Consider the following 18661-nt stretch of genomic DNA (forward strand, 5'->3'; position numbering starts at 1 on the left):
TTAGTGAAAAGATTCATTCTCTGTTTGAATACCATTGAGAATGTCACTGCTGGTGGGCTGAACAGTCGCTAGATTTAGTGCTCATTACTGATACAAAAAATATAACAATAATCAGGTCGCGCAAGTTGGATATCCATTCTTTGATGCGATTTATTTAGATACTCATAGTTAATTTAGTAAAGACGAGCCACGTATATGAACATAAAGAAAAAGCTCTATTCGTTGGGGATGTTCTCCATCTTCGGCATGATTTCACTGCTGTTTACCACATCACAATTTGCAGACACCACCGCTCAAATGAGCGAAGCCAAACAAATTACCAAAGAGCTTGAAGTGCGTTTGCTCAACCTTCGCCGTAACGAGAAAGATTTTTTACTGCGTAGCGATATGAAATACCTCGACAAGTTCGACGTAAACTACAAAAAATTCTTAGCGTCTGAATCTGAGCTAGATACAGTGCTCAGTGATTTAGGTTTAGCCAACAGCACACACCTACGTGAAGACATCGAAACCTACCACACCAGCTTTGTTAACTTAGTTAAAGCGAGCGAAGTCTATGGGCTATCACGTGACAAAGGTATGCTAGGCGAGTTTCATGTTTTGCTCGATAACATCAGCGCGACAGCCAGTGCGGAACAAAAAATCGAGCTTTACCTGTTCAATGACTTAATTGAGAAGGGGGAGTTTGACCCGAGTGTTCTTTCTATAACTTCAAATATGAGTAGCTCAGCTGCTTTGATAGACGCTGCTCGCCAAGTGGTTGAGCAAAAGCGCGTGATCGGTTTGAAGCATAACGAAGGCCTGCTAGGCGAAGCGCGTTCTGGTTCGCACGTTATCGAGACTCAGTTTAAAGAATTCTCGGCGGTGCTAGACCAACAAACGCAGCAAGAGATGGACAAACTATCGCTGATCAACAACATCCTTTGCGTCACGCTACTCGTGTCGATCATTCTGTTCAGCTGGTTAATCGTCCGTTCTATCATTGGTAAAATTGAGTCACTGCTTTCGGTGATTCGTAACATCGTTGATTCTAACGACGTGTCTATTCGTTCGCACCTTGATGGCAAAGACGAACTCAGCACTTTAGGCCAATACTTCAACCAACTGTTGGATCAACTGGAAGGGCTTATCGCTGCCTCTCAATCTAAGTCACTGCAACTGACACAAAGCACATCGAACATGCATGATGAGCTAGAGTCAGTAATCAAACAGTTTGAAGTTCAAGCAAATCACACATCTACAATGACAACGTCAGTTCAAGAGATGGTACTCACCATTGGCGAGATCTCTGAAAGCACATCGGTTGCCGCTGAAGGTGTACATCAAGCGAAAGTGAATGCCGATAAAGGCCGTGAAGTGGTGGTTGAAACCATCAGCAACATCACCCAGTTGTCTGAACGTCTTTCAAGCAGCCAAGATTCGATCAGTTCACTGAACCATCATGTTGACCAGATCGGCGATGCAGTAAACATCATCCAAGGCATTGCAGAACAAACTAACCTATTGGCATTGAACGCAGCAATTGAAGCAGCACGTGCGGGTGAACAAGGTCGTGGCTTTGCGGTAGTTGCCGATGAAGTACGCGCACTAGCAAGCAGAACGCATCAATCGACCACAGAGATAACTTCAGTGGTGAGTGCAATTCAAAGCCAGATGCAGGCGTCGATGGCAGAGATTGGCGAGTGTAATCAACAAGGTCAACTAACGCTGAAAGATTCGGAAGAGCTGGATGCGAGCTTGCAACTTATCTTGAGCGACATGGAAAGCATCCAAGGTAATTCAGAACGTATTGCTTCAGCGATTGAAGAGCAGGGCGCAGTAATGGCGCAAGTGAGTGACTCAATTACTGAGCTGAACACTATCTCGAACGACAATAACGCTTCGGCGCAGCATTGCTTAGTTGAAGTGGACAAGGTAGCAGAGCAAGCGAACGATATGGACCAAGCGGTCGCGCAGTTCAAGACTTCATAAACAACATAGAACTTACTAAAACAAAAGGCGTGGATCATCTACGCCTTTTTTGTGCCTGAAATTCAAATAGATAAATGACGAGAATAAAAAAACGGCCCGATCTGGGGGAAGATCTGGGCCGTTATATTACGTATTAAAGGGGGGACTACTTATTTCGGCCTTCCAGCACATCCAGTGCCAGTTCAACCGCTTTATCAATATTGTCGCATCCCGCTAACTTACCTGAGCTGATAGGACCAAGCACATTAGCGTATAACGAGAGCTGCTTGTTAAATGGCAGGCTCAACTGCTCATATAAACGCTGGCGAATCTCGGCATGTTGCTCAGGAGCGTGAGCAGCAAGGCTTTTCAAAGTGTCATAAACAAGAGTGGTGGTAGTGTTCATTCGTCTCTTTATCTTTGAGTGGGGGATTTCTATTTTAATATCATTTGGGTACAAGTTGCTGTGATATATGTCATACAATAAGTCAAATAAACTTAGGGTGAGCATTTTGGTCTTAACTGACAAGTGAGAAATCATCAATGATTTTTAACGCACCTGAAAAATCATTGTTTATGTTGAAAGAATGTTGAAATGCAATGACTTCACAACCACTAGCTAAACCAGCCTGAAGTCCTGGAGCCGAGTCTTCAAAGATAATGGTTTTACTTGCGGTTACATTTAATCTAGATAGCGCCAACAAATAAGCTTCCGGATCTGGCTTGTGCATTGAAACATGCTCTTTAGCGATGACAAGATCAAACAAGTGCTCAAGTTTACAAGCTTCCAGTATTTGGTTAGCCATCCACTGTTGCGCAGAAGTTACAACCGCACATCGCTTCCCAGAAGATTTTAGTTGCTGTAGGAGGCCAACGACACCTTTATTGATAGATAATCTTTGTGAAAGGAGTAATTGATAATGTTCCTTAAATTTATCGTTAAACTCTTGTCTCTCTGGTTCGATTTCTCCAACTTTGAAAAAATACTGAACGACATTTTCCCATTTCATACCCATTACATTTTGATAAATACGGTGGTCAACGATGGAACCATAGTCTTTACAGGTCAGCGCTAATGCTTGGCCTTTGAGCGGCTCGGAGTTTACTAATGTTCCATCCATATCAAAGATAAAGGCGTCGTAATAAAGTTTTATTGGTTCCATTTCAATACGTTAACTCAGGATTAATTCGTTAATGGTGGGTAGCATTCAATAATCTCGACGCCATCGTCTGTTTCTATCGTGATATTTTCAATGCCAGCCGGGCAGAAAAATTTATCGTACTTATTGAGTACTAAAATTTCTTCGTCTAATTTAATCGTACAACTGCCAGCAGCAATAACACCGACATAAAAGTCGTTCTCAGATTTGGTGATGCTGCTAATGACTTTTGTGCGACAAACTCGATATCTGTCGGTTGTTTTGTCATCAATGAGAGACTCTTTTACCGATCCGTCAGCATAAGTTGTTAATAGTTGAGGTGTCTTTTTGTTCTGAGTTGCCACAGCTTCAACCGACTTCTCTGAATAGTCAAAAACATCAAGGCAAAAGTCCAAATCTCGCTTCATGTAGCGAGCTTCTTCAGGAAGTGTATAACCAGCTCGTTCAAACTCAAATCGAACAGCCCAGTCCGATGGTTCCATTATCTCAATCATTAGAATGCCTTCGCCAATCGCGTGAGGCATTCCTCCTGGAATAAAGTAACACTCACCAGGAGATACTTTGATTTTTTCGAAGCAAGTTTTCAGTCGGTTAATGTCTTGTTCAACAATGATCTCTTTCAACGTTTCTTTAGTCGGAGGCGTCTGAAATCCGAGATAAATATAAGGATCATCAATCTCCTCACGAACTTGTAAAATATAGTAGGCTTCAGCCTTGCCTGAATTTGAATCTAGGTGCTTTTGGGCAAACTCTCTGGTTGGGTGTGCTTGGAAATGTAAGCGAATTGAAGAGTCTAGAAACTTAATCAAAACCATAGGGTTAGGACCGAATCTACTGAAGTGCTCTTTACCTAAAAAATACTCAGGATCTAGATCTAATAATTCGGCGAAATCGAGTGAGTGATCGCCGATAATCGCAGTTGATTGACCTTCACTGATTGTTTCTCGACCTGGGTTAACGGCTTTAGTGACCGATGCAATCCAGTCTTCAGGAAAATGAGAGTCGACCGGAACGCTTTCGTTATTAATTTGGTCTAAAACCTTACCACCACTGTAAGAGCGCCAAACGCGGTTCTGACCAAATCGAATCAACTTATTTTTGTATTCCATGCCTAGCCCTTTAAGTTCAGTGTTTTTGTTAAGTTATGTAAAGTTTGCATTGCACCAACCTCTTGAATACATTCGAAAAGGTCGACTATCTTATTTACGAATTCGGCATCTGCAAGAAGGCTAGATTCAAAAATACCATCAATGCTTAATAAAGAAATGACAGCTTCACGAGGCGTTTTACTTTCTTGTTTGATTTGCTTGAACACGCCAGCCATTGGATCATGAACCTCGATAGCATCGCCGTTGTCATCCATGCCAATCACATAAGCCATCCACCCTGCAATGCCCAACTCTAACCAAGTTGTTTGAACAGCATTTTCACGGTTATATTTGAGAGATTCACAAAATCGTGGTGGTAATTTCTGACTTCCGTCCATTGCTATCTGAGAGGTAAGGTGTTTTAAATTTGGGTTAGAGAAACGTTCAATCAGCGAATCTGCGTAAGCTGCAATGTCAGTTTCCTTTGGTAACGACAATGAAGGCGTTTGCTCATTCATCATGAAGTCTAGAATCACCTTCTTAAAATATGGGTCTGAAATCGCTTCTGACACATACTTATAACCACTCAAGTATCCCAAGTACGCAAGAAGTGAGTGACTACCATTTAGCATGCGTAGCTTCATCTCTTCAAAAGGTATGACATCATCGACAAATTGCGCGCCCACTTCATCCCAATTTGGTCGACCAATTGCAAACTTATCTTCTATTACCCATTGTCGAAAAGGTTCACAAGCGATGGCACATGGATCCGAGTAGCCGATAGCTGTTTCTATATAAGATAAGCTTTCTTTACTCGCCGCTGGAACAATACGGTCTACCATAGTGTTTGGGAATGTGACATTAGCCTCTATCCAAGAATACAACTCCAAGTCGACCAATTTTGCAAAACTAAGAATAGCCGACTTCGCTACTTCTCCATTGTTTTGAATATTGTCGCAAGACAATACGGTGAACGCGTTAATATTCCTTTCTTTTCTGAGTCTTAAACCTTCAACGATATAACCGATGGCGGACACTGGACGAGAAGGTGAGTCGAGATCGAGCTGGATGAGACGATTGTTAACATCAAGAGAGCCAGTACTTGGTTCAATGCAATAGCCTTTTTCTGTGATAGTCATTGAGACTATACGAACGTTTGGATTCGCAATTTTTTCGATGATAGTCGACTGACCGTCTAGATCTGGATGTAAGGATTGAGTGATTGCCTTTGATATTTTTATTTGTTCGCTTGTCGCACCTCTCTCCAAAACAGTGTAGCAATGACCTTGCTCTCTTAACTGCTGAATAAGCGATTGTGAACCAAATAAGTTAATGGAACAGATCGTCCAGTTAGACTTTTTATTGTCTAACAATTCGCTTGTATATAAAGCTTGATGAGCTCGATGAAAAGCCCCTAAGCCAATGTGAACAATTCTCTGTTCTTCTTTTAAGTATTGATTTAAAACATTTTTATTCATACTTCCGCACTCTCACTCCAATTTTTAAAATCAGACGGCTATAAAAATTACCATTAGAGAGTAACATTCATTTGTATTATTTAAACGGCATATCATCAGAGATTTATTTTTTTGTGAGAAGTGTCAACCAATTGGTAGACCAATTTTGACAGCCAATATCTAGGGGCGATATAAAAGAAAGCGAAAGGTGTTTAGTTTTTAAATATCACGGTTAGGGATCATTATGAATATCGATATACTTATAGTTATAGGCTACTTCGTTTTCCTCCTCGGAGTAGGTTGGATGTTTCGATCAGCAACGTCATCGACAAGTGATTACTTTAGGGGGGGAGGCAAAATGTTGTGGTGGATGGTTGGGTCCACAGCATTTCTTCAAGCACTGAGTGCTATGACGTTTACTGGCGTAATGGGAAAAGCTCTTGATGTTGGCTTATCCATCTCTGTTATCTTTTTTGCGAATGCTCTTGGTTACTTTTGTAACTACTTATTCTTTGCTGCAAGAGCTCGACAGATGCGAGTTATCAGTCCAATCCAAGGCATTCGCAAACGTTTTGGTCCTGTTAGCGAGCAAGTTGTAACGTGGGCGACGGTACCGTCGAGTGTACTTCAGGCTGCGCTATGGCTGAATGCATTAGCGATCTTTGCAAGTGCGGTATTTAATATCCCAATTGAAACAACGATAGTTGCTGCGGGTATGGTTGTACTTCTTATGTCTCTGGTCGGCGGAAGTTGGGCTGTAGTTGCATCAGACTTTATACAGATGATCATCATTACTGTTGTTACCTTCATAGCGACAATCGTAGCGATATACAAATCTGGTGGTGTAGCACCAATCCTAGAAGCGGGTTTGCCTGATCAAGGGTTTGTTGGAGAAGGGTATAGCTATACCTACTTATTTGTTGGCTGGTTTATCTGTATTTTCATCAAACAGTTCTTCAGTACAAACAATATGATTGATTCTTACCGCTATATTGCAGCAAAAGATACTAATAATGCACGTAAAGCTGCAATCCTAGCGTGTTGTCTAATGGCGTTTGGACCTTTCATTTGGTTCCTTCCTGCTTGGTATGTAAGCGGAAATTACCCAGATATGTCTACATGGGGCCTCGATGTTCTAGGCAAAGATATTTCTAATGCCACTTATTTTGTCTTCGTTCGTAACGAGATGCCCGTTGGGATGGTTGGCTTGATGATGTCAGCTATGTTTGCTGCAACCATGTCGTCAATGGACTCTGCATTAAATAGAAATGCCGGCATATTCATTAAAAACGTTTATGAACCTTACATGGCAAAAGACAAATCAGATAAATCGATCTTGTTTGCAAGTAAAGTTTCTACCGTGGTATTCGGCTTGTTGATTATTGTTTGTGGCTTGTTCATGAGCAAACTGCAAGATTTTGGTCTATTTGATGCACTTATGATGGTGAGTACGCTTGTCGCGTTCCCTGTGCTTATTCCGTCACTGCTTTGTTTCTTTATCAAGAAGACTCCAGATTGGTCATGTTGGGCAACCATTGCCGTAGGCGCTTGTGTTTCAGCCGTTATTGCTTCAACAAATGCACCAATGATCGAAAGCCTGTTTAATTTATCTGAACCATTGTCTAGTCGTGAATTCGCTGAAATGAAATCGATAACCATGGGCGTAACAGGGCACATTATTATCACAGGTGGTTTCTTCTTGCTGACTCAACTTTTCTATAAAGAGCCAACAGGTAAGCGTGCTGAAGAAATCGCAGAGTTCTTTAGTAATGCAGAAACTCCAGTAATTGTAGAAGATTCGCCTCAAAGCTTCGAAGCTGATAGACAACAGTACATTTTACTTGGTCGAGTGTTATTGGCGACAAGTGCAGCGCTTCTCCTATTAACGCTGATACCAAACCCTATGTGGGGAAGAATGTTATTTGTATTAATGGCAGCGATTGTCGGGTTTATATCTTGGCTATTACTACGAGCTGGTAAGTTAAATGATGTAAAACTAAAAGCTTACACTGTCTAATTAAATAAAATATCAGATGAAGCCTTAATAAGGCTTCATCAAAAAAATTAATAATAGGTAATAACTTATGAAGCAAACTTGGCGATGGTATGGTCCAAATGATATTGTAACGCTTAATGATATTCGTCAGGCTGGGGCAACAGGAATCGTAACGGCATTACATCATATTAAGAATGGTGAAATATGGTCTAAAGAAGAAATACTAAAACGTAAAAAGTTAATAGAAGAAAATTCACTTACATGGGAAGTTGTCGAAAGTATCCCTGTTCATGAAGAGATCAAGACTCAAACTGGAAATTTCATTCAATGGATAGAGCACTATAAGCAATCTATTGTCAATTTATCTGAATGCGGAGTTGATACAGTTTGCTATAACTTTATGCCAGTTCTTGATTGGACGAGAACAGATTTAGAGTATGTACTCCCAGATGGCTCAAAAGCATTAAGGTTTGACCATATTGACTTTGCTGTTTTTGAGCTATGCATACTAGAACGAGAAGGTGCACATGAAGAGTATTCAAAAGAAGACATTGCACTTGCTCGAACTCGTTTTTCTAACATGCCTGATGACAAAATTGCACAGCTAACATCGAATATCATCGCTGGTCTACCAGGTGCGGAAGAAGGCTATACTCTTCAGCAGTTTAGAGAGCAACTGGATCAGTACCAACACATTGACGGCAATAAGTTACGTGAAAATTTAGTTTACTTCCTAAACGAAATTACCCCAGTGTGTGAAGAGTACGGCGTGAAGTTGGCCATTCACCCTGATGATCCACCACGCCCAATTCTTGGTTTACCGCGAGTGGTATCTACGATTGAAGATATCGAATTCTTGACGCATCGTGTACCGAGCAAAATGAACGGTATTACTATGTGTACCGGGTCTTATGGCGTGCGAGACGATAACGATCTTGTGAAGATGATTGAAACTTTTGGTGATCGAATTTATTTCACGCATCTGCGTTCAACAAAGCGCGAAGAAGAACCCGGCAACTTCCATGAAGCAGCTCATCTCAATGGTGATGTTGATATGTATGAAGTGATATTTGCACTTCTTAAAGAAGAAAATCGTCGTACTAATAATGGACAAAGTGATTTAATTCCAATGCGGCCTGATCATGGTCACCAAATTATTGACGACTTAAATAAAAAAACAAACCCAGGGTATTCTTGCATAGGCCGTTTAAAAGGCTTAGCTGAGATTCGTGGTGTCGAGTATGCATTGACTCGGTCTCATTTTAATTAATGTGTTTTCAATTCGATATTGGGTTTTTAAATTAAGCTAACCCAGGGATATTATCGGATTAGCTTATTTAGTGTCAGTGAAAATATTGATAATCAATAAGGGAAGTCGTTACTGTTACTTCCCTTTATTTATAGGTGATGATATGTCGGTTCAACAAAAATTTGGCGGTGAACTTTCGGATGAGGAATTTAGAAAATTCACCCTATATACAACACAAAGTAATAATAAACATGATGACGAGTCGAGAGCTCAAATCTTAGGCTTCACCAACAATAATGTTCGAGTTGCTCCAGGAGCTATCGTTCGCATTGGTGAAAACCAAATCGGAACACGAAGTTATATAGGCCTATACAGCTACATTAATGGTGATGTGGAGGTTGGTGAAGACGTTTTGGTAGGGCCACATGTTTCTGTCGTTGCGTCTAATCATTTATTTGACCCGACTTCAGAGAGCTTTAGTGGTCGTAGTGATTTGGAAAGCGGAAAGGTCACAATCGCAAAGGGTGTTTGGTTGACATCTGGTGTTGTTGTCACTCCAGGAGTGAGCATCGGTAAATGTTCATTGATTTGTGCTAATTCGGTAGTGACATCCGATGTGCCCCCATATTCGATTTTTGCAGGGACCCCAGCGAAGCAAATTGGTCATATTGATGCAGAGACAGGGCAATATCATTGGTCGAAATAGAGGAGTAACACATGCTACAACTAGAAAGAACGCATGATTTCCAAATTTTTTTGTCGCCTTGTAACGAAATTTCCTCAGTCAATCCCCCAAGTTTCAATTGGCCTCAAGGAGAGTATGGTTCTGCATATAACATCGAACTTGAAGACAAAGACGGTGAGCAAAAATGGGATTGGAAATCGGTGCAGTCTCCTTTACAACCGACATTTCAGTTACCTCAAGGTAGCTATCGCTGGAGAGTGACTTGCCTCAATACTCTAGCAAAATCTGATTGGATTGTTTTTGAAATCACGACGGAGTCAGAAAACTACTTGGCACCGGACGCTATGTCACTATTCTCACTGTGTACTAATAAAGACCAGTTTATGATGTATCTCGATGAAGATATTGACGCAGTCAGCAATGCTTCATTAAGTGCAAGAGACAAGTTACGCAATAGTGTTGAACTAACTGATATAGATGACATTTTATATTCTAATCATTATCGCCGTGGTAATGAAGAAGGGAAGCGTACAGCTATCGCTAACGTAAGACGTTGGATTGATCGCGATCTTATCGCACTAACATTACTATATAAGGTGTGGGGTGATGAGGTGGCAGGACATAAGGCATGCCAAATTTTATTGCGCTTATCCGAGTGGAGCCCTGAAGGCCCGGCGTCACTGTTAAGGCCTTGTACGTGGGGAGATGAAATTGGCCTGTCAATGACGCGAAATTTGTATCTTGCCTATCATTGGTTGTCTCCATTGCTGACGACCGACGAGTGTTCATTCGTCAGGCCGCTCTTAATTCGATATGCCTATCAAATGGAAGAGCGCTTAGAGCAAGATAAGTTTAAACAGTACCCGGGACATTCACATACATCGCGTTTGCCTGCTTACTTAGGCGTTGCTGCCCTTGTGTTACACAAAGAGTTTGAACTTAAAACTTGTGAACGTTGGCTTAATTACGCCTTAATGATTTACCGAGGTGTGTTGCCTTTCTATGGCGGAAAAGATGGCAGTTGGGTTGAGGGGCCTTTTTATTCTTCTTCCTATACCAAGTGGCACCATCCGTTTTTCTTGTCGGTTGAGCGTTTAAGTGGCTTTTCTTTCTATAATCACCCGTTTTATAAGAATTACGTTAAGTTTGCTTTGGACTTTGTGGCGAATAACGATCGAATTCATCCCTTTGGTGATGGCTTCTGGTGCAAGAGAGAAGGTAAAGAGTGGCCTGGTTTCTTTGCGCAAAATCCACTCAGAATATATGCACCACGGTATGGTTGTACGAAGTCGATATTAGAGTCCAAGAAGTTAGAGTCCAATATTGAGACTTACAAGCTCCATTTATTAGATATAGTACCGACGTATCCGCAGTTACAATTTGAAAAATCGGATCAACATTCAACCGTTTCTAATACGTTAATGACTTCAAATGAGGCGTTTGTTTCTGACGAGACTGCTCTGTGTGTGAGCCCTGCGTCGAACAACATTTACTATTCATACGCAGGGTTAGGTAAAACTGCCCATAGTAAAATGTCGGTGTACTACCGAGCAAGTAAGTTTGGTAATAGTTCTCATCGCCATGCTGATCAAGGGAATGTTGCACTAGTCGATGATGGCGTTAATGTTCTTACTCCGAGTGGCAGTTATGGCTATAGGTTTGGTAGCAAACATCATAGTTTATGGACTCGAACTACGCAGGCGCATAATTTACCCTTATTTGGTGGTGTCAATTTAGACGATAGCGTTACCAACGCGACTGAAGGTCAGAAGATAGATTGCGCAACAGCTCAAGCAACAGTAATCACTCGAATTGATAGCAATGAGTTTCAATGTGTCGTTCTAGATCTCGCGAATGCTTATGAGAGTTGTGAGTCGTTTGTGCGAACAATAATACAAGTTGCAGATAACGGGGTCGTTATTGTCGACAACATTAGGCTATCTGAACCCAAATCGATGCAATGGCGAGCCCATACCCCGCTCGAAGTTGTTATTAAGGGGGGGAGTGTTGATTTGTACCATGAACAAGAAACTTATTATCTTGGAATGATGAGTGATCCTTCTTGTGTAGTTAAGTTAACAAGTGAAATTGATGACGGTGATGGTTTCAAAGGGAATGTTGAATCTGACGCTCAGAAAGATATTAAACATCTAGAATGGTTCATAGAAGAACAGCAGCAACATCAAGTGGTTATGAGTTGCTTAAAACAACCAATAGATTACGTGTTAACTGACGAAAATACTTTGATACTTGCCCATGCGGGCCAGTCTTTTAAGCTCAATGTAGAAACTGGTGAGGAGATCACTCCGTAAAAATCAGGTGACATAAGTATTTTATGTCACCTATTTTCTAAAGATTGTCTTTTGATGTCGCGATAGCGGGAATGGAGTTAAACAGATAACCATCAAAATTAGGGTCGGTAAAATCAGAAAGCTCTAAAAGCCTAATCTTCACATGTTCTAGATGTTGCCACATCGCTTGCTTGGCTTCGATTGGGTTCTTGCGTCTCATTGCTAGCAAAATAGCAGCATGATCATCTAGCCACTCTTTCCTATAGTCTTGGATCTCGATATGTGTATGCAGTATCTTCCACATAGGGCTAGACTCACGACGTTCCCACGATTCCTTTAGAATATCGACCAGCACAGAATTCTGTGTCGCTTCGGCAATACACTGATGGAACATTCTGTCACCAACCGGATTTTGGACATTGTTTTCAATTTCGCGGCGCTCAATTTCTAGAGCTTCACGCATTTTTTCGATATCAGCAGGGGTTGCTTGTGTTGCAGCAAACTCAGCAATACTGCTTTCCAATAACTGTCTTGCTTGAAGCATTTCAAAAGGACCTACATCTTCATTTTGTGCCACTGTTGATGTAGTCGGTAAGTTAACGATGTACACTCCCGAGCCTTTCTTTACTTCAACGAGTCCCTCAAGTTCCAGCATGATGATTGCTTCTCTAACCACAGCTCTGCTCACGGATAGACGCTCAGCAATATCTCGCTCGGGCGGTAAACGACTTCCAATCGGGTAAAGACCATCAGATAGTTCTTTTCTCAAGATAAGACCGAGGGTTTGATAAGGGCGTTTGGGTTCGAAGTTGATCATGGAAATGCAGTGTACCTTTGGATCTGTGGTTTGAATTGAAAGTTTTCGCTAACTCGAAAGTCATTTTAAACGCTTATAAATGTCAATTCGAGTAAAAACCTAACTAATCCAACTCTAATTGTATCAAAGCGTAACGGTTCGTTGTGGTCACTTTTATGTACATGAACAAAAGGTTATCAACTTCGATATTAAACTTTCAAAAGCCATACAAGGAACGCGCTCATAGTTTTGAAGTGAGATTAAGCGTATTTCGTATAATCTTGAGTTTTTGATCAATAGCACAAGCCGTGAATAACCGCTATGTTCAATAGAGTTATATCACCTAACAAGTTGATATTGATAATAAACAACGGTGCTTGTAAAAATACAGATATAAACTTCAAGCCTAATCTGATTGAGAGTAAAAGGAACAACATGCACTACGACGTATTCAACGGAGACGCAGATGGCATAATCGCGTTGTTACAGCTGCGATTAAGTGAGCCAAGAGAGAGCGTGCTCATTACTGGTGTTAAGCGTGATATTAAGTTGGTCTCTCAAGTTGTTACTCAAACTATGGAGCCGGGTAAGCAAGGTGATGTTTCTTCCGTTACCGTTTTAGATGTATCGATGGAGAAAAACCTGCCTGCACTGCACTCACTGCTAGACGCAAACATCAATGTATTTTATTGCGATCACCACCGAACAGGGGATGTCCCAACTTCTAGTCATTTAGATACTCTGATTGATACCGCGCCAGAGAGCTGCACGAGCTTGCTGATTAACCAGAAGCTGAATGGTGCGCATGTGGCTTGGGCAATCGCAGCTGCCTTTGGCGACAATCTAAAAACGGTGGCGGCGCGGCTAGCGGATGAAAATGGATTCGCTCAATCTCAAAAAGAGTTTCTAGAAGAGCTAGGTACCTTGATTAACTACAACGGTTACGGTTCGTCACTCAGTGATTTGCATTTCACGCCAGCTGAGCTCTACGAAACCCTTTATCAATACCCGAACCCGTTTGATCTTTTGGATGATAAAGACTCGGTGTTTTATCGACTGCGAGCTGCTTATCAAAATGATTGCCAGCAGTTATCAAACCTTGCTCCTGTTTATGAAAGTGAAGTCGCACGTGTGTTTGAACTACCAGGCGAGACTTGGGCAAGGCGCATCAGTGGCGTATTTGGTAATGAAATCGTTAATCAAGATCCAAACCGAGCGCAAGCAGTATTAACGAAAAACCAAGACGGCGAGTCTTACACGGTGAGCTTACGTGCGCCATTATCAAATAGAACGGGTGCAGACGAAATTTGCTCAAGTTTTGCGACTGGCGGAGGAAGAAAAGCAGCGGCTGGAATTAATCAACTTAATGAACTTGATAAGGTGAATTTTATTTCACTATTGGATGCATATTATTCATCTGGCACTGACGGTTAACTGAAAAACTCCCGACGTATACATTCAAAATCCTACAAATTCTTGCTCCTATATTCCGTTATACGTGTGTATTGCTAGCACATGTATGATGGCTATATCCAAGCTGTTTTAGTGATATCACTCGCAATGGTATCTGGTCTTAGGTCAGTAATTACGGCGTATTTGGGATGATTTTTGCCGATTTAAAGTTTATTTTTTCCTATCGGTGATTTTTTATATTTTTGGTTAATTATCTTAGTGAATTAAGGTTGATCAAATATTTATATGGTCAATGCATTCAGCCGAAAATAACAGTTTTTAGCATTTCAATTTGAATGAAAAGTCAAAGTCATATTGATTCTGATATTCAATCTGTGACTTAAAATCACAAGTTAAATCAAAGGTCATCTTTTCCTAAAAATTCCATTACTTTTCTATAAATATTCATGATTACAATGAATTGGTTCGGTTGTGATTGGCACAGCTGTTAAGTAAGGAAGTGGGACTAATGTTGAAACGTAAAGCTCTACAATTAGCAGTATCGCTCGGCATGGCGGCAATGTCTGGCGCTGTTTATGCGAATGGTTCAGATATGACGAATCCAGACTCTGGCGTGGTGGTTGGCTATTGGCATAACTGGTGTGACGGTGGCGGCTACCAAGGTGGTAATGCGCCATGTGTGACGCTGGATGAAGTGAACCCAATGTACAACATCGTGAATGTGTCATTCATGAAGGTCTACGATGTGGCTGATGGTCGAATCCCAACTTTTAAACTGGACCCAACCATTGGGCTTTCAGAACAACAATTTATTGACCAAATCTCGGAACTCAACAAGCAAGGTCGCTCTGTGCTGTTGGCTTTAGGTGGTGCGGATGCACACGTAGAGCTAGAAACCGGTGATGAAAGAGCCTTTGCTGATGAGATTATCCGTCTAACTGAGCGTTACGGTTTCGATGGCCTAGATATTGACCTTGAACAAGCAGCCGTAACCGCAGCAAACAATCAAACCGTGATTCCTGATGCTCTTAAGTTGGTAAAAGACCACTACCGTGCTGAAGGTAAAAACTTCCTTATTACTATGGCGCCTGAGTTCCCGTATCTCACGACAGGCGGTAAGTACGTTCCTTATATCGATAATCTAGAAGGCTACTACGACTGGATTAACCCACAATTTTACAACCAAGGTGGCGATGGTATCTGGGTTGAAGGCGTGGGTTGGATTGCTCAAAACAACGATGCGTTAAAAGAAGAATTCATCTACTACATTTCTGATTCGCTTATCAACGGAACGCGTGGCTTCCACAAAATCCCACATGACAAGCTCGTGTTTGGTATTCCTTCAAGTATCGATGCTGCAGCGACAGGTTTTGTGCAAGAACCACAAGATTTATACGACGCATTTGATAGCCTAACGGCGCAAGGCCAACCGCTACGTGGTGTAATGACTTGGTCTATTAACTGGGACATGGGCACCAACAAAAACGGCCAACAATACAACGAGCAGTTTATTAAAGACTACGGCCCGTTTGTACACGGTCAAGTAACGCCACCACCAGTAGAGGGTGAGCCTGTTCTTAAAGGTGTCGAAAATACGCGTGTTCTTCACGGAACAACGTTTGATCCTATGGATGGCGTAACGGCAACAGACAAAGAAGACGGCGATCTAACGTCATCAATCGATGTTGAAGGATACGTCGAAACGGCGGTTATCGGCACTTATGTACTGACTTACCGTGTTAAAGATAGCGATAACAATGAAACAACCAAAGCAAGAACGGTAGAAGTTTACAGCCAAAAACCTGTATTCGATGGCGTGTCTGATACTACTGTCATGTTAGGTAACGCATTTGATCCGATGGCGGATGTTAGTGCAAATGATGCTGAAGATGGTGACCTAACAAGCACCATCACACACACTGGCAGTGTCGATGTGAATGAAATCGGCAACTACACACTTGTATACAGCGTAACAGATAGCGCGAACCAAACCGTAACTGCTGACCGTAAAGTGTCAGTAACTGATGGTTCTAACTGTGCTGCTGCATGGGATGCCGACACCGTTTATGTTGAAGGTGACCAAGTATCTCATGACGGTTCAACGTGGGGAGCAGGGTGGTACACTCGCGGCGAAGAACCTGGAACGACAGGTGAGTGGGGCGTTTGGAGAAAAGTTTCAGATTCTTCTTGTGGTGGTAACCCAGATCCGGGCGATGACTTAGAGCTTGCTGTTTCAGGGCTTCAATCAGAATATGCGCCAGATAACGGCAATGTTCGTTTAGATCTAACACTGACATCAAATGAAGCGTTAGATGTTACCGCTATGGTGATCAACAGTGCAGGTACTGTGGTTGAGCAAACTAAGGTTAACGTAACGGACAGCCGCGCCATTACCATCGACTTATACGATGTAGCGGAAGGGCAATATGGACTTGAAGTGGTCGGTAAAGCATCTGACGGTGAAATGGTGATGGTAAACGATTCGTTCGCTGTTAAAGACGGTGGTGGTACAACACCTCCTCCAGGTGATTATCCTCCATATGAAGCGGGCACCAACTACGCAGCGGGTGACATTGTGGTCGGCAGCGATAATGGCTTGTACGAATGTAAGCCTTGGCCATACACGGCATGGTGTGCAAGCGCGTCTTACGCTCCAGCAGATAGCCAATACTGGCAAGATGCTTGGACAAAGCTGTAGTCTGATAGCTCAACGCTAGCAATATAAAGTAGACGATCAAAGAGAGGCCATTGTGCCTCTCTTTTTTATGTTTAAACAGTTCTGACTTAGAGCTTTAAAACCCACTTAACCTTAAACTCTGCTCTGCATATTGCTCTAGATCAAAATAGGAGTGATTATCAATTGTATTACATGTTAAGAAATAGCACTATGCGCACATTGAATTTTATATATTGTTAATATTTGCATAATGAATCTTGCTCAAGTCGACCTCAATCTACTCGTTATTCTTAAACACCTTCTTGAAGAGAAGCACGTTTCCAACACGGCATTGGCGCTAGATATGAGCCAACCTACGGTGAGCCGATCTCTGCAAAAACTGCGTACCGTTTTCAATGATGATCTATTGGTGCGAGCGGCTTATGGCTATGAGTTAACGCCAAAAGCAGAAGCCATTAAGCAAGATCTCAATTCGGTACTGACACGTTTAGAAAAGCTGGTACATGGCGATGTATTCGAACCGCAAAGCAGTGACAGTACGGTTCGCTTCTTTGGTTTAGTGCCTAATGTCGCGCACTTGCTGCCCAAGGTAGTTGCGGAGATACGTCAACAAGCGCCAAACATGACTGTTGATATCGACTCGATTCCTAAACGACACTTTGAGCCTCTGTTATCCGGTGATGCGCACTTTGTGTTGTCGACCCACGAGCCGTTAAGTTCAGAGCAAAATTTGTATCGAATGTTCGTGATTAGCCGCGATTACCGTTTGCTGATGAGTAAAAAACATCCTTTGGCGGACAAAGAGATCACGGTTGATGACTTGTTGAATAGCCAACTTGGTCAAATCTCACTGCAAGGGGATAAGAAGCTCTCGATCGAAAGTCGATTTAAAGATCTTGGCTTGATTGATAAGCAGCGCCAGCTGTCCATTCCAATTCAGCTTTCCAATTTTAACGTCGCGCCGGATATGGCAGAAGCAACCGACATCATCTTTCATTTACCGACACCTTTTGCTCAACAAGCCGCTACGCAAAGAGATCTTGTTTGTAAACGCGTGCCTAAAGCGTTGCGCCACCCATCAGAAGACGTCTACTTATACTGGCATAAGCGCTTTCATAACGACCCGATGTGTCGCTGGGTTCGCAATATATTCAAAGAGCTTTATACATAATCCATCTGCAGGGTGAATGAAAATTACGAATACCTATCAAGTTGGATATAGATCTCTTTCATTATTTGAATGGTGAATAACGAGAATCGATTTTTGGTATGAAACTTTCGTTGATAAGAGTGGTAGTTGGTTGTTTAATGCAAACCATTATCATTACCAATCACATATAAGAATGAATATCATGTCTGAGAGATCTCTTTTGATTCGCAAACCTCTTTTGGTTCGTAAACCCCTTTCGATCGCAGTCGCTGTTATTTGTACCTCACTTTCAGCTAACGTGTTGGCGCAAGAAGAAGCGCAAGCAACAGATGAGCAAATGGTTGTTACGGCAACTCGTACCGAGATGGCACTAAAACAAGCGCCAGCTTCAATGTCGGTTATCACCGCGCAAGACATCGAAGACAGCCCTGGTATTACCTTGGCAGACATCGTTGCCGAATCAACGAGTGTTGAGTCTGATTTTGATAGCACACGTGCTGGCCGTCAGATGATCTCTATTCGTGGTATGGATTCAGATTACACTCTTATCATGGTGAACGGTCGTCGTTTAAGCTCTGCAAGTGCCATCATCCGTGGTAACGACTTCGACCTATCAACGATTCCTGCTGATTCGATCGAACGTGTTGAAATAATCCGTGGCCCAATGTCTGCACTTTACGGTTCAGATGGTATGGGCGGTACAATCAACATCATCACTAAGGCTCCAGAAAACGATTGGAGCTCTACAC

General features: G+C 42.1%; 14 protein-coding genes. 9 read left to right on the forward strand and 5 right to left on the reverse strand.

Annotated features, from left to right (window positions below; all coding sequences use genetic code 11):
* Window positions 1-246: 246 nt before the first annotated feature.
* On the forward strand, window positions 247-1971 hold the full coding sequence (locus tag AB6E54_RS16665) for a methyl-accepting chemotaxis protein (RefSeq protein WP_372106307.1): 1725 nt from the start codon (window positions 247-249) through the stop codon (window positions 1969-1971).
* Window positions 1972-2116: 145 nt separating this feature from the next.
* On the opposite strand, the gene AB6E54_RS16670 is transcribed toward AB6E54_RS16665, so the two are convergent.
* The 4 genes from AB6E54_RS16670 to AB6E54_RS16685 form a co-directional block, all read right to left on the reverse strand.
* Complete coding sequence (locus AB6E54_RS16670; protein ID WP_004733935.1) at window positions 2117-2356, reverse strand: PAS factor family protein; 240 nt, start codon at window positions 2354-2356, stop codon at window positions 2117-2119.
* 112 nt (window positions 2357-2468) lie between these two features.
* On the reverse strand, window positions 2469-3113 hold the full coding sequence (locus AB6E54_RS16675; protein WP_065583616.1) for an HAD family phosphatase: 645 nt from the start codon (window positions 3111-3113) through the stop codon (window positions 2469-2471).
* 20 nt (window positions 3114-3133) lie between these two features.
* Complete coding sequence (locus AB6E54_RS16680; protein ID WP_372100444.1) at window positions 3134-4219, reverse strand: class I mannose-6-phosphate isomerase; 1086 nt, start codon at window positions 4217-4219, stop codon at window positions 3134-3136.
* A gap of 2 nt (window positions 4220-4221) precedes the next feature.
* Window positions 4222-5676, reverse strand: coding sequence for a mannitol dehydrogenase family protein (locus AB6E54_RS16685; protein WP_102333272.1), 1455 nt, complete (start codon window positions 5674-5676; stop codon window positions 4222-4224).
* A 223-nt stretch (window positions 5677-5899) separates the two neighbouring features.
* On the opposite strand from AB6E54_RS16685, the gene AB6E54_RS16690 reads away from it, so the two are divergent.
* From AB6E54_RS16690 to AB6E54_RS16705, 4 genes are all read left to right on the forward strand, one after another.
* Entirely contained in the window at window positions 5900-7672 is a 1773-nt protein-coding gene (locus tag AB6E54_RS16690; protein WP_065583619.1) for a sodium:solute symporter family transporter, read from the forward strand.
* Between the two features lie 67 nt (window positions 7673-7739).
* Window positions 7740-8921, forward strand: coding sequence for a mannonate dehydratase (gene uxuA, locus AB6E54_RS16695; protein ID WP_372106265.1), 1182 nt, complete (start codon window positions 7740-7742; stop codon window positions 8919-8921).
* A gap of 142 nt (window positions 8922-9063) precedes the next feature.
* Window positions 9064-9606, forward strand: coding sequence for an acyltransferase (locus tag AB6E54_RS16700; RefSeq protein ID WP_065101257.1), 543 nt, complete (start codon window positions 9064-9066; stop codon window positions 9604-9606).
* A gap of 11 nt (window positions 9607-9617) precedes the next feature.
* A complete protein-coding gene (locus AB6E54_RS16705; RefSeq protein WP_102428733.1) occupies window positions 9618-11897 on the forward strand; it encodes a heparinase II/III family protein in 2280 nt (759 codons plus the stop codon).
* Between the two features lie 37 nt (window positions 11898-11934).
* Here AB6E54_RS16705 and AB6E54_RS16710 read toward each other — a convergent pair whose 3' ends face one another.
* Window positions 11935-12693 (reverse strand): FCD domain-containing protein, encoded by a 759-nt coding sequence (locus tag AB6E54_RS16710; RefSeq protein ID WP_083190198.1) that lies wholly within the window; start codon window positions 12691-12693, stop codon window positions 11935-11937.
* 414 nt (window positions 12694-13107) lie between these two features.
* Here AB6E54_RS16710 and AB6E54_RS16715 point away from each other — a divergent pair, with 414 nt between their 5' ends.
* The 4 genes from AB6E54_RS16715 to AB6E54_RS16730 form a co-directional block, all read left to right on the forward strand.
* On the forward strand, window positions 13108-14106 hold the full coding sequence (locus tag AB6E54_RS16715; protein ID WP_017063978.1) for a hypothetical protein: 999 nt from the start codon (window positions 13108-13110) through the stop codon (window positions 14104-14106).
* 487 nt (window positions 14107-14593) lie between these two features.
* Window positions 14594-16783, forward strand: a complete 2190-nt coding sequence (locus AB6E54_RS16720; RefSeq protein WP_372106266.1) for an immunoglobulin-like domain-containing protein — start codon at window positions 14594-14596, stop codon at window positions 16781-16783.
* 229 nt (window positions 16784-17012) lie between these two features.
* Window positions 17013-17933, forward strand: a complete 921-nt coding sequence (locus AB6E54_RS16725) for a LysR family transcriptional regulator (protein ID WP_017059189.1) — start codon at window positions 17013-17015, stop codon at window positions 17931-17933.
* Between the two features lie 181 nt (window positions 17934-18114).
* Window positions 18115-18661, forward strand: a 547-nt coding sequence (locus tag AB6E54_RS16730; protein WP_372168966.1) for a TonB-dependent receptor plug domain-containing protein, incomplete at its 3' end; no start/stop codon positions are given.

The organism is Vibrio sp. 10N.247.311.49 (assembly GCF_041467655.1).
GTDB classification, from domain to species: Bacteria; Pseudomonadota; Gammaproteobacteria; order Enterobacterales; family Vibrionaceae; genus Vibrio; species Vibrio crassostreae_C.

Bases quoted from the DNA above. Each gene is read 5' to 3' on its own strand.
- AB6E54_RS16715 (WP_017063978.1), top strand. From the start codon at position 13,108: ATGCACTACGACGTATTCAACGGAGACGCAGATGGCATAATCGCGTTG.
- AB6E54_RS16670 (WP_004733935.1), bottom strand. From the start codon at position 2,356: ATGAACACTACCACCACTCTTGTTTATGACACTTTGAAAAGCCTTGCT.
- AB6E54_RS16705 (WP_102428733.1), top strand. From the start codon at position 9,618: ATGCTACAACTAGAAAGAACGCATGATTTCCAAATTTTTTTGTCGCCT.
- AB6E54_RS16675 (WP_065583616.1), bottom strand. From the start codon at position 3,113: ATGGAACCAATAAAACTTTATTACGACGCCTTTATCTTTGATATGGAT.
- AB6E54_RS16710 (WP_083190198.1), bottom strand. From the start codon at position 12,693: ATGATCAACTTCGAACCCAAACGCCCTTATCAAACCCTCGGTCTTATC.
- AB6E54_RS16665 (WP_372106307.1), top strand. From the start codon at position 247: ATGATTTCACTGCTGTTTACCACATCACAATTTGCAGACACCACCGCT.
- uxuA (WP_372106265.1), top strand. From the start codon at position 7,740: ATGAAGCAAACTTGGCGATGGTATGGTCCAAATGATATTGTAACGCTT.
- AB6E54_RS16680 (WP_372100444.1), bottom strand. From the start codon at position 4,219: ATGGAATACAAAAATAAGTTGATTCGATTTGGTCAGAACCGCGTTTGG.
- AB6E54_RS16720 (WP_372106266.1), top strand. From the start codon at position 14,594: ATGTTGAAACGTAAAGCTCTACAATTAGCAGTATCGCTCGGCATGGCG.
- AB6E54_RS16690 (WP_065583619.1), top strand. From the start codon at position 5,900: ATGAATATCGATATACTTATAGTTATAGGCTACTTCGTTTTCCTCCTC.
- AB6E54_RS16700 (WP_065101257.1), top strand. From the start codon at position 9,064: ATGTCGGTTCAACAAAAATTTGGCGGTGAACTTTCGGATGAGGAATTT.
- AB6E54_RS16685 (WP_102333272.1), bottom strand. From the start codon at position 5,676: ATGAATAAAAATGTTTTAAATCAATACTTAAAAGAAGAACAGAGAATT.
- AB6E54_RS16725 (WP_017059189.1), top strand. From the start codon at position 17,013: ATGAATCTTGCTCAAGTCGACCTCAATCTACTCGTTATTCTTAAACAC.